Consider the following 10,928-nt stretch of genomic DNA (forward strand, 5'->3'; position numbering starts at 1 on the left):
GTCCCGGTCGCTTACAGGTTGATCAGGGTCTGGTCGACGGTCTGCTGGGTCTTGATCGTCTGCGCGTTCGCCTGATAGTTGCGTTGCGCGGTGATCAGGTTCACCAGTTCGCTCGTCAGATCGACGTTCGAGTTTTCCACCGCGCCACCTTGCAGCACGCCGTGGTTAGTCGCGCCCGGCGCCGAAATCTGCGCGACACCCGATTGCGAGGTCTGCTGGAATTCGTTGTTGCCGAGGTTCACGAGACCGTTCTGGTTCGAGAAGTTCGCGAGCACGATCTGGCCGAGCGCAGCGGTCTGCTGGTTCGAGTAGTTGCCGGTCAGCGTGCCGTCGGCGCCGATCGTGAAGCTCGTCAGCGTGCCGGCTGCGTAACCGTCGGGCTGCAGCGAGTTCACGCCGTCCTTGCCGCCGTACTGCGTCGTGCCGCCGATGTTCAGCGTCAGGTTTTGCGGCGTCGACGAACCGTCGGTGGTCGGGATGCTGAAGTTGAAAACGAACGGCGTGGTGGTGGCGACACCGGCCGCGTCGGTCGTGCCCAGCAGCGTGCCCGACGAGTTGAAGTTCGCGTGACCGACGAGGCTTGCGGTGCCGGTCGAGGTGCCGGCGTACACGTTCCACGTACCGGCCGCAGTCTTGGCGAAGTACATGTTGACCGTTTGCGAGCCGCCGAGCGAGTCGTAGACCGTCGTGCTGGTCGAGTAGTTGTAGGTCGACGAGCTGTTCTGGTTGAACGCCACGGCGGTCGGCGTGATCTTGTACGTGTCGCCGGTGGCCGGCGCGCCGTTGAACGTGATCGTCTGTCCGTTGCCGAGCTGGATCGCCGTGCCAGCCGTATACGGCGTGGGGGCGGACGTTGTGCCGAGCGTCGTGTCCGTCACTTTGTAGGTCGGCGGAGTCGTCGTGGCGTCGAAAGCGACCGTATACGTGTCGTTGTTCGTGCCCGACGCGGTGTTCGTGATGGTCGCGCCCGGCGTGGTAAGCGTGCCCGTGCTGGTCACCGGCGTCACCGTCGGCGTACCCAGCATCAGCGGGTCCTGCGCATTCAGGTTCAAACCGGCGACGATCTTGGTCGTGGCTTGCGGCGCGATGTTCGCGGTCGGCACGCTGAGCGGCACGGTCTGCGCGGTGTTGATGATGCCCGCGCTGTTCGCGGCGTAGCCCATCAGCTGCAGGCCTTGCGCGTTGGTGATAAAGCCGTTCTTGTCGAGCTGGAACACGCCGTTGCGCGAGTACACCAGCGAGCCGTTGTTCGACAGCTGGAAGAAACCGTTGCCGTTGATCGCGACGTCGAGCGCCTGGTTCGTGCTGGTGATCGTGCCTTGCGAGAACTGCTGCTGCACTTCGGCCAGCTTGGTGCCGATACCGACCTGGTTGCCCACCGCGGTCGCCACCGAATTGGCGTACATGTCGGCGAATTGCGCCGCGCCGCTCTTGAAGCCAACCGTATTCGCGTTGGCGATGTTGTTGCCGATCACGTCGAGGTCGCTCGACGACGCGGACAAACCACTCAAACCTTGTTGGTAACCCATGACGGTCTCCGTATCTGGAAAGTCGTAACTGACAGAATCTGAATCAGAGGATGGCGGCGACGCTGGTCAGCCCCACGGTCGTGCCGTTCGACAGCACGAGGCCCGGCGTACCGCTGCTCTGCATGACGACGCTTTGCACCGTCGCGCCCGTGAGCGTCGTGGCCGTGGCCTGCTGACCGTTGATCGTGCCGACCGCGCTGATCGTGTAGCTGTCGTCGGGCAGCGTGTTGCCGGCCGAATCGGTTGGCGTCCAGCCCACCGGAATCGTGCCCGCGGACTGCTTGCCGAGGTCGATCGTGTTGACGATCTGGCCCGCCGAATTCTTCACGACCACCTGCAGATCGCTCACCGAGTTGGCGAGCTGCACGCCGAACGCACCGGCCTTGCCGCTTGCGACCGCCACCGAGCTGCCCGGTGCGAGCACGGTCGAGCCGATCAGCAGCGCGGCTTGCGATTGCTGGCCTGCCGACATCTGCGTGGCGAGCGAGGTGAGCGTCGTGTTCAACTGGCTGATGCCCGACACCGTGTTGATCTGGGCCAACTGCGACGTCATCTGCGAGCTGTCCATCGGATTGGTCGGATCCTGGTTCTTCAGCTGCGCGACGAGCAGTTGCAAGAAGGTGTTCTGCAAATCCGTGGCCGACGTGCCCGAGGTGCTGCCGGTCGAGCTGGTGGAACTGCTCGCGCTCTTGGTGCTGCCGCTCGCGCTGTTCGTGCCGTTCATCGTATCGAGCAGCGTTTGCGATACGGTCGGGCCGTTGTTGCCAATAGGGGTGGTCAAGGAACTCTCCTCAGGTGCCGATCGTGAGCGTTTTGAGCATCAACGTCTTGGCGGTGTTCAGGGTCTCGACGTTGGCCTGGTACGAGCGCGAGGCCGAGATCATGTTGACCATCTCCTGCACCGGGTCGACGTTGGGCAGCGTGACGTAACCGTCCGCATTGGCGGCCGGGTTGCCGGGGTCGTACGCGGTCTTCATCGGCGTCGGATCGTCGACCACGCCGGTGACCTGCACGCCGCCGATCTGCTGGCCGGAGGCCGTGCGCGAGCCGCCGATCGGGCTGACCGCGAACACGACCTGTTTGGCCTTGTACGGCTGGCCGTCCGGACCCGTCGTGCTGTCCGCGTTGGCGAGATTCGACGCCGTCACGTTGAGCCGCTGCGACTGCGCCGACATCGCGGAGCCCGCAACACCAAAAATGTTCATCAAAGATGGCATGTTCCCTTCCCTCTCCTATGTCGACCGGAGTTGGCGCTTTAGCGCTTATTCCGGTCCCATGCACCGCAGTTGCATGGGCCGACCCGGCCTCAAGTTAAATCCCGTAGCGATTGTTCGTGCGTACTGCGTTTTCTTTGTGCGGCATGGGCCGCTGTATTCGTAACCTGTTACTACGAGCCCGACGTGATCGCCGCGAGCATCGTTTTGATCTGGCTAGACAGCACCGTCATGCCCGATTCGAAGTGCAACGTGTTGTCCGCGAACTGCACCCGCTCCGTATCGATATCGACCGTGTTGCCGTCGAGCGCCGGTTGCGTCGGGATGCGGTATTGCAGATTGCCGTAGTCGTCGGGCGTACCGCCGGTCGGCGTCAACGTCGCCTTACCGGACATGTGGCCCGGCGCGGTCGACACCATCGACATGCCGCTCGTCACACCCGCGGGCTGCGTCATGGCGAGCGTTGAATTGTTCGAAGCGGCCGTGCCCGTGCCGCCGCCCGCCTTCTTCAGCGCGCCGGCCAGCGACGAAGCGAAGTCGACATCGCGCGCCTTGTACCCGGGGGTATCGGCGTTGGCGATATTCGACGACAGCAGTTCCTGCCGGTAAGCGCGCACATCGAGCGCCTGACGGCCAAAGGCGAATTCGGCATCGAGTTTGTCCAGCATAGAAATCTCCGGAGAACGTTCCCGAGGCTTCCCGGGGCTTGCCTCACATGAAACCTGCGTCGGCCGGGAAGACCTTTTTGCATGAGGTGCATCTTATGGGCCGAACGCAAGCGGCAATCGGACGAATAACCGGGAAAGGGGGCTTCTATTCAACGTTTGCGCAATGGGGGCGCTCACTAGAATGCAAGGCGTACCGATGCATTCGATGGAGAAACACGATGGACCAGCCCGCCTTCGACCTGACGCCCCACGCAAGCCGCGTGGCGGCGCATCGTGGAAGTGCGGGCGCGCTCCGGCGTGCTGCGCGTGGCGCATCCCGCGGCGCGTGCCGTCTGCTGGCTCGCGTTGCCGTGAACCTCGCGGTATGGGTTGCCGGCGGCATCGTGCTGCTGCCTGCCTCGACAAAGGCTCAACAGGCGCCGGACACCGGGGGCGCCATCGTGATTCCGGGCCCGGGCGAAAAGAATCCGGCCGCCCTCGCTGACCTGGCCGCGCAGATGCAGGCCGCACCCGCCAAACGCACGGGCTCCGCAGCGACGCTCGCTGCCGCGACGGCACAGTCGCTGGCGCCGGGACCGGTCGCGCGCAACACGGATCAGTTCACGCGAGCCGCCAACGCGAGCGGCTCGATCGTCATTCCGGGCGCGGACGAGCCGCCCGCCGCGCCGCAAATGATCCGCACCAGTTTCAAGCCCGACGCGAACGGCGTCGTCACGATTCCCCCGCCTGGAACCGCATCTGGAAACACTGCTGGACGCGCGCCCGCGCCTGGCAATAGCGCCAACGGCGCCGGTATCGAAAGCGCCATTGGCAGCAATGCGCCGGCGGCCGGTGGCTTCGACAGCCTGGCCTCGCGTGGCGAGCCGCCTCAGTTGGGTGCGAACGGCAAACTCATCGCGGCCACCACAGCCGCAGCCAAACCGGCACCGACAGCGGCGCCAATGCCGACACCGCCCGCTATCGTCGGCCGCTCGCAGTCGGTGCGCCAGGTGGCGCCGGCTGTTGCGCAACAGAATCTGCAACCCGCCGCCGTGGCGCAGCCCGCCCCGCTGCCTGGCCAACAGGATGCCGAGGCGATTCGCAGCGCCGCGCTCGCATTCCTGCAACAACAGTCGGCAGGCTTGCCCGGCAAGGTCGACATCACCGTCTCGCCGGCCTTCCCGCGCGGGCTCGCGGCCTGCACGACGCTCGAACCCTTCATGCCCAGCGGTGCGCGCCTGTGGGGCAGGATGACCGTGGGCGTGCGTTGCGCCGGTGAACGGCCGTGGACCATCTATCTGCAAGCGCGCATTTCGCTGCGCGCCACCTACTATCTGGCCGCCCGCGCGATGGCGCCGGGCGAAGTGTTCACGGCCGCCGACCTCGTCGCGCGTGACGGCGATCTGACCGGTCTGCCGCAGGCGATCGTCACGGACCCCTCGCAGGCGGTCGGTTCGGTGTCGCTCGTGCGGATCGCCGGCGGCATGCCCCTGCGCCGCGACATGATAAAAAGCGCGTCGGCGGTGTCCATCGGACAAACGGTGCGGGTCGTCGCGGCCGGCCAGGGTTTTGCGATTTCCGCCGAAGGCAGCGCGATGAACAACGCCTCGCCGGGCCAGCAGGTACGGGTGAAGACGGCTAACGGCCAGATCATCTCCGGCATCGTCAAGGATGGTTCGACGGTGGAGATTCAGCTATGAAGCCCTGCGCCAGCGAGAATTCTGGCGCGACGACCCGTGCGGCCGGCCCGGTGGCTACAACAGCCGCGGCAGCCGTGATGGGGCCGGATTATCTTGAAAGGAAAGGTAAAACCTGGAGCGATTGCGCTAAAGTTTTGATCAACGCTTGCCGTTATCAGAATCAAATCGTTCAGGAAGCCAATCGTGAAAGTCGATTCCACAACCAATTCGAATCTGCCGACGTTGAAAGACGCCCTGTCCCGCTCACAGCCGGGCGACGCGACGAACAGCGTGACCAGCAACGCGCAGAGTGCGAGCACGAGCTCGCCGACCACTACCAGCGGCTCGGGCGACGCCAGCGTCAGCCTGTCGGGTCTGTCGCAGCATCTGCGCAGCCTCGCCGCGTCCGGCTCGGCCGATATCGACACGGCGCACGTCGAGTCGATCAAGGCAGCCATCAAGGACGGCTCGCTGACGATCGATTCGAGCAAGATCGCCGACGGCGTGCTGAATACCGCACGCGAACTGTTGCAAAGCAAAACTTCGTCGACCGGCAACTAATCGACGCATCGAAGTATGGTGAATGGCCGGGCGGCATTCGACAAACCCGGCTCGCGAATCGTGCGCGAGCCGTCGTGTTCAGCGAGTTGTTGAGATGAAAGACGCCCTGCTTGCCACCCTCATCGAAGAATATTCGGCCGTCGAGGCATTCGCCTCGGTTCTGACGCTCGAGACGAAGGCATTGACCGCCTTGTCGCCGCTGGAGCTACTGCCGCCGGTCATCGAGAAGAAAACCGAACTGATCGGCACGCTCGCCAAACTCGAAGCCACGCGCGACGGGTTGCTCGCGGACATGGGCTTTCCGGCCGGCTGGCCCGGCATGGAGCTCGCGGCCAGCGCGGATACGCGGATCGCCGAGCAATGGGCGCTGCTGCAAAAAGCCGCCGAGCGGGCGCGGCACTTCAATACGAACAACGGTGAGCTGATCCGCGTGCGGATGGACTACAACCAGCGCGCTCTGACGGCGCTGCAGGTGGCCGTGCCGCAGAAAGTCGGTTTCTACGGCCCGGATGGGCGGATTCCGGCGCAACCGGCGGTTTGAAAATCTAGCTATGCGGCGCATTTCACGCGCTGACCCCATGGCGTAGATTGCCTTGAACAGAAGGGCTCGTCTTTGACGAGCCCTTTTTGCTTTTCCCCTTCCGCCCAGGGCGCTTAGGCCCTTCTCCGACGCACGTTGGCCATCCGGCCAGGTCGCGCGCAATTCGCCGCCAGGTTGAAATCACGGATTCCCCCCACTGAGGTTCTCCGCCGTCGCTCACGGCTTTTCGACGCCGCGTCGGGCGAGCAAAGCGGAACGTCAACCACTAGCGAGGTTGTGTAATCGTGTGTATAGTAAGAGGAGTGCATTATGAACAGCGCCGAAGTCGTCAAAGTCATTCAAGCGGATGGCTGGCGGTTGATCCGGATATCGGGCGGTCACCATCATTTTCGGCACGCGGTAAAAGCCGGTCTCGTGACCATCCCGCATCCGAAAAAAGATCTTCCGCCCGGCACATTGAACAGCATCCTGAAACAGGCGGGTCTGAAATGAAAAATCTGATTTTCCCGATCGCAATCGAACCTGGTGACACGCACCACGCGTTCGGCGTGATCGTCCCCGATATTCCGGGTTGTCATTCGGCGGGTAGTTCGCTGGAAGAAGCCTACGCGAACGCAAAAGAAGCAATCGAGGCGCATCTGGACACGCTGCTCGATGAAGGCCTGCCGATTCCCGAGCGGCTAACACTGGAGGAACATCGGCGCAATCCCGACTACGCCGGTTTCACCTGGGGATTTGTCACCACGCGCAATATTCCGGCGCTGAAGAAAGCCGTGCGCATCAATATCTCGCTGCCCGAGGCGCTGGTTCACGATATCGACGCTTACGCCCAGGCACGCGGCATGTCGCGCTCGGCGTTTCTCGCGCTGGCCGCCGAGCACGAGATGGCGGATGCGTAACTGAAGAGAAGAAACAGAACGGGAAGGCGGGCGTTGCACGCGCCGCCAGTCAACCATCGGGCCGTCAGGCGCCCGTCGCCTCGGCGTTCGCCCAGGCCATCTCACGCAGGCGCGTACGCAAACGCGCCACGGCCTGGCTGTGCAACTGGCACACCCGCGACTCGCTGACTTCCATCACCGCGCCAATCTCGCGCAGGTTCATGCCGCGCTCGTAGTACAGCGACATCAACAGCTTCTCGCGTTCCGGCAGGCGGTCGATCGCCTCGATCAGCGCCGAGCGCAGGCTGTCGTCGAGCAGAGCCGACAGCGGATCCGAATGATCGACGCAGTAACGGTCGAGAAACGGTTCGTCGTCCGCGGAACGGTCGAAGTCTTCGTAATAGATAAGCTGACTGCCGTGCAGATCCTGGAGCATCGACTGATACTCGTCGAGCGGCATTTGCAGATGCTCGGCGATTTCCGTTTCACTCGCCGAGCGCCCCAGATTCTGTTCGACCTTGTGCACAGCGGATTCGACTTCGCGCGACGTGCGCCGCAAGCTGCGCGGCAACCAGTCGTTGCTGCGCAATTCGTCGAGCATCGCGCCGCGAATCCGCTGGCTGGCATAGGTCTCGAACTGCGCGCCCTGGTCTTCCTTGTAGCGGCTCGCCGCATCCAGCAAGCCGATCATGCCGGCCTGGATCAGGTCGTCGAGATCGACGCTCGCCGGCATCTTGGCGACGAGCTGCAAGCCGAGGCGACGCACCAGCGGCGCGTACTTCGTCAGAACGTCGGCTTGGGAGATCTTTCCCTGAGCGTTATACATCGTGCTCCCCTTGTCCTTGTGCCGCCGCTCAGGCGTGCTGCGCGGACGGTTGGTCGGCGTGTTGCGCCGCTGTAACTGTCGCTGGCGCCATCCACGGCGCTTGCGACGACATCGCTGGCCGCATCGGCCAGTACTGCAGTTCGGCAGCGAGATGCCGGAAGTCGCGTGCGGCCGGTGTCGATGGAAATGCATCGACGACACACCGCGACAACTCCAGGGCTCGCGCCATCCGCGCATCGGCGGCAATACATCCGGCGTCTTCCAGCGCCACCGTCAGGTAGCGTCCAGCCACGCCGGCCAGGTTGACAAAGGCGGTATGCGCGTCGTCAACGCTCTGCACATGATTCACCAGCACGCGAAACTGCGCGGTGGCGTGTGCGTAGTGCAGACGTTTCATGCACGCATACGCGTCGGTGATCGCCTGCGCGGCCACCCGTGTCACGATCATCAGGTCATGCGCCTGCATTGCGAGCGGCGACAGATGACCGCGCTCGTCGAGCTCGGCGTCGATCAGCACAATGTCGGCGGATCCGCGCAACACGGCGCCCAACTGCGCGGCCGTGTGGCCCTCGCGGTTGTGACGCGAGGCGCTCAGCACCGAGAACCCGAGTGCGTGCCGTGCGCTGGCTTCGTCGAGCGCCATCTCGCCGCGCATCACAGCCGCAAAATTCCCTGCGCCGCGCACGCCGCCGAGCATCGCGCTCACCGACTTGCCGCCGAGGCACTCGTCGATCACCAGCACGTCCTTGCCCTGTTGCGCGAGCGCTGCGGCGAGGTTCACCACGATCGTCGTGGAGCCCACGCCGGCCGATCCACCGGCCACTGAAATCACGCGCGAGCCGCTTCTCGCCAACAAACGCCGCAATCCTTCGGCTTGATCCGAAATGAATTTATCCAAAGCGGACCTCGTGCAATTCGGCGGTCGACCGTGCGGACAGCGCGGACAGCAGCGCCGGAATGTCGTCGTCGTGCGGCACGAACGGCGAGTTGTCGCGCGGAATGCAGAACGTGCTCTTGATCAGGAATTTCCTGGTCGCGACGTACAGGTTTTCCGGCACCTTCTGACCGGTCGACACGTAATGCACCGGCAGCTTGTAGCGAATCACCGTATCGAGCACGCCGCCCAGATTGGTGGCCTCGTCGAGCTTGGTCAAGATGCAGCCGGCGAGCGGCTGTTGATCGGGTGCGCGCTGATAGGCCTGCACCACCTCGTTCAAGGTATCGCCGTGGCTCGTTGCGTTGAGCAGCAGCAGACGCTGCACCGGCTGGCCGGCGCGGCATAGCATGGCGATCTGATCGGAGACGAGGCGGTCGCGCTGGCTCATGCCGATCGTGTCGATCAGCACGATGTGCTTGTTGCGCAATTCGGAGAGCGCGAGTTGCAGATCGGCGCCGTCTTTCACCGCGTGAACCGAGACGCCGAGAATCTTGCCGAAAATGCGCAGTTGTTCGTGGCCGCCGATCCGGTAACTATCGGTGGTGAGGAGCGCCACCTTGCTGGCGCCGAAACGCATCACGCAGCGCGCGGCGAGCTTCGCCGTGGTCGTGGTCTTGCCCACGCCCGTCGGGCCCATCAGCGCGAACACGCCGCCGCGCTCCATCAGTGCGTCTTCGTCTTCCATCACCGGCAGGTTCGATTCGAGCACCGAACGCACCCACTCCATGCCGCCTTCCATGTTGTCGACGTCGTCGGGCAGGTTGTCGACCATCATCTGCACGAGCTGCGCGGAGAAACCGGCGGCGAACAGGTGCTTGGTGAGCGCGGCGCGCGCCGGGCTGCGGCGCTGGCGTTCGCCCCACAACAGGCCGGCGAAGTGTTCTTCCATCATGCCGCGCATCGACGACAGTTCATGCATGACGGTGTCGTTGACGACCTGCTCCATGCGCGCCTTGATCGCTTCGGCGACCGAAGCCGGGGTGCGGGCGTCGTCACCCGTGGGCAGCGGCGGGGCAGCTTTCTGAGCGGCGCGGCGCGCGGCGAGCTGCTGCGCTTCGCGGGCCCATTCGGGCGTGTCCGTGACTTGCGGCATGGCCGGTTGTGCGCCCGGTTCGACGGCGGCGCCGAGGCCCTTGGCCATCGCGGCGGCCGGCGTCATCGCGGCGGGGCGCGCGCTGTAGGCACCTTGCTGCTGCTGTTCGGCCGCGATGCGGCGGGCGTGATCGATCAGCCAGGGATTCGATTCGGCCATCGTGCGCGGGGTGTCGGCGGCGGGTGCGGGGGGCACGCCGGCGGCTTTGAGCAGATCCGCGCGGATGTCTTCGGTGAGGCGCGTCGCTGCGGCGCGGGCACTGGGTTGCTCGATGCTGATCGGTTGCGACGTCGATGCCGGCGCTGAAGCTGAGCCCGCAGCGGACGCGGCGAGCGCTGCTTTAGGCGCGTTCGGCAGCGAGGCCTTCGGCGCGGCGGGAGCGGCTCCCTTGGCGGCCGAACCTGACGCGCCAGCGGCATGCGAAACATTCGGCGTCATGTTCTCAGTGCCCGCTTCCGGGCTCGCGCCGAACACTGACGAAAATACATCGGGCATACCGCTCGCATACGGGTTGGCGCGCGGTGCGGCGAGCGCGGCTTGCTGTCCAGTCGCTGCGGTCGTTGCAGTCGTTACGGTCGTTGCAGTCGTTACGGTCGTTCCATTCGTCGGCATACCCGGCGCTGCGCCCGCGCTGCCGCGCGGCGCCTTCGGCGTGATGGCGGCGAGGTCGCTGTCGGCTAGCGCGACGATCTCGACGCTGCCGTCGTCCATCGTGCGGTTCGACAGAACGACGGCATCCGGGCCCAACGCTTCGCGCACGAGACGCAGAGCATCGCGACTGGTAGCACCGACAAATTTACGAATGTTCAAGCTGGACCCCCGATGAGGTAAACGGACTTACGGACTAACGGACCGGCAACATACCGCTTCCCATTGAGATCATTATTGCGAAAGCTGTCGAGCGACGATCGGTGGATAAAGACCGTTAAAGGTGGGCAATTCGGGCGATGGAAACGCGCCGCGAGGCACGCGCGAGGCGGTTTGAAACAGGCGCCAGAGCCGCGTCCAGCGGTGTTTTCGCGG

Annotated in this window: 12 protein-coding genes; 5 read left to right on the forward strand and 7 right to left on the reverse strand. The window is 64.5% G+C overall.

From position 1 onward, the window contains the following. Positions 1 to 11: 11 nt before the first annotated feature. The 4 genes from AC57B6_RS15395 to flgB all read right to left on the reverse strand — a co-directional run bounded on the left by AC57B6_RS15395 (position 12) and on the right by flgB (position 3,411). Positions 12 to 1,529, reverse strand: coding sequence for a flagellar hook protein FlgE (locus AC57B6_RS15395; protein WP_252888525.1), 1,518 nt, complete (start codon positions 1,527 to 1,529; stop codon positions 12 to 14). A 43-nt stretch (positions 1,530 to 1,572) separates the two neighbouring features. Next, positions 1,573 to 2,253 carry a flagellar hook assembly protein FlgD gene (locus AC57B6_RS15400; protein WP_496421710.1) on the reverse strand — a complete coding sequence of 227 codons (681 nt, stop codon included), beginning with the start codon at positions 2,251 to 2,253 and terminating at the stop codon, positions 1,573 to 1,575. A gap of 67 nt (positions 2,254 to 2,320) precedes the next feature. After that, positions 2,321 to 2,746 (reverse strand): flagellar basal body rod protein FlgC, encoded by a 426-nt coding sequence (flgC, locus tag AC57B6_RS15405; protein WP_028198507.1) that lies wholly within the window; start codon positions 2,744 to 2,746, stop codon positions 2,321 to 2,323. 170 nt (positions 2,747 to 2,916) lie between these two features. Further along, positions 2,917 to 3,411 carry a flagellar basal body rod protein FlgB gene (gene flgB, locus AC57B6_RS15410; protein WP_028198506.1) on the reverse strand — a complete coding sequence of 165 codons (495 nt, stop codon included), beginning with the start codon at positions 3,409 to 3,411 and terminating at the stop codon, positions 2,917 to 2,919. A gap of 218 nt (positions 3,412 to 3,629) precedes the next feature. Here flgB and flgA point away from each other — a divergent pair, with 218 nt between their 5' ends. From flgA to AC57B6_RS15435, 5 genes are all read left to right on the forward strand, one after another. Next, entirely contained in the window at positions 3,630 to 5,090 is a 1,461-nt protein-coding gene (gene flgA, locus AC57B6_RS15415) for a flagellar basal body P-ring formation chaperone FlgA (protein WP_052719643.1), read from the forward strand. Between the two features lie 183 nt (positions 5,091 to 5,273). Continuing rightward, on the forward strand, positions 5,274 to 5,630 hold the full coding sequence (gene flgM / locus AC57B6_RS15420) for a flagellar biosynthesis anti-sigma factor FlgM (protein ID WP_028198504.1): 357 nt from the start codon (positions 5,274 to 5,276) through the stop codon (positions 5,628 to 5,630). A 94-nt stretch (positions 5,631 to 5,724) separates the two neighbouring features. Next, positions 5,725 to 6,171, forward strand: coding sequence for a flagella synthesis protein FlgN (locus AC57B6_RS15425; protein ID WP_028198503.1), 447 nt, complete (start codon positions 5,725 to 5,727; stop codon positions 6,169 to 6,171). Positions 6,172 to 6,480: 309 nt separating this feature from the next. After that, positions 6,481 to 6,663: a type II toxin-antitoxin system HicA family toxin gene (locus AC57B6_RS15430; protein WP_496421658.1), complete on the forward strand. Its 183-nt coding sequence runs from the start codon at positions 6,481 to 6,483 to the stop codon at positions 6,661 to 6,663. Beyond that, the gene (locus AC57B6_RS15435) at positions 6,660 to 7,070 is read left to right on the forward strand and encodes a type II toxin-antitoxin system HicB family antitoxin (RefSeq protein ID WP_028198501.1); all 411 of its coding nucleotides are present in this window, start codon (positions 6,660 to 6,662) and stop codon (positions 7,068 to 7,070) included. Before AC57B6_RS15430 ends, AC57B6_RS15435 begins: the two co-directional genes overlap by 4 nt. A gap of 64 nt (positions 7,071 to 7,134) precedes the next feature. Here AC57B6_RS15435 and AC57B6_RS15440 read toward each other — a convergent pair whose 3' ends face one another. Genes AC57B6_RS15440 through flhF form a run of 3 tightly spaced genes read right to left on the reverse strand, consistent with a single transcriptional unit; the run spans position 7,135 to position 10,715 of the window. Next, positions 7,135 to 7,875: an RNA polymerase sigma factor FliA gene (locus tag AC57B6_RS15440; protein ID WP_028198500.1), complete on the reverse strand. Its 741-nt coding sequence runs from the start codon at positions 7,873 to 7,875 to the stop codon at positions 7,135 to 7,137. A 28-nt stretch (positions 7,876 to 7,903) separates the two neighbouring features. Continuing rightward, a complete protein-coding gene (locus AC57B6_RS15445) occupies positions 7,904 to 8,773 on the reverse strand; it encodes a MinD/ParA family ATP-binding protein (RefSeq protein WP_496421659.1) in 870 nt (289 codons plus the stop codon). Beyond that, entirely contained in the window at positions 8,766 to 10,715 is a 1,950-nt protein-coding gene (gene flhF, locus AC57B6_RS15450) for a flagellar biosynthesis GTPase FlhF (RefSeq protein WP_496421660.1), read from the reverse strand. The genes AC57B6_RS15445 and flhF overlap by 8 nt, the downstream gene beginning before the upstream one ends. Between the last annotated feature and the right edge of the window lie 213 nt (positions 10,716 to 10,928).

It is taken from the genome of Paraburkholderia sp. BGA-UO-ETr-F12 (genome assembly GCF_059567945.1).

Coding starts and splice junctions, on each gene's coding strand:
- AC57B6_RS15395 (WP_252888525.1), bottom strand. CDS start 1,529: ATGGGTTACCAACAAGGTTTGAGTGGTTTGTCCGCGTCGTCGAGCGAC.
- AC57B6_RS15400 (WP_496421710.1), bottom strand. CDS start 2,253: ATGAACGGCACGAACAGCGCGAGCGGCAGCACCAAGAGCGCGAGCAGT.
- flgC (WP_028198507.1), bottom strand. CDS start 2,746: ATGCCATCTTTGATGAACATTTTTGGTGTTGCGGGCTCCGCGATGTCG.
- flgB (WP_028198506.1), bottom strand. CDS start 3,411: ATGCTGGACAAACTCGATGCCGAATTCGCCTTTGGCCGTCAGGCGCTC.
- flgA (WP_052719643.1), top strand. CDS start 3,630: ATGGACCAGCCCGCCTTCGACCTGACGCCCCACGCAAGCCGCGTGGCG.
- AC57B6_RS15425 (WP_028198503.1), top strand. CDS start 5,725: ATGAAAGACGCCCTGCTTGCCACCCTCATCGAAGAATATTCGGCCGTC.
- AC57B6_RS15430 (WP_496421658.1), top strand. CDS start 6,481: ATGAACAGCGCCGAAGTCGTCAAAGTCATTCAAGCGGATGGCTGGCGG.
- AC57B6_RS15435 (WP_028198501.1), top strand. CDS start 6,660: ATGAAAAATCTGATTTTCCCGATCGCAATCGAACCTGGTGACACGCAC.
- AC57B6_RS15440 (WP_028198500.1), bottom strand. CDS start 7,875: ATGTATAACGCTCAGGGAAAGATCTCCCAAGCCGACGTTCTGACGAAG.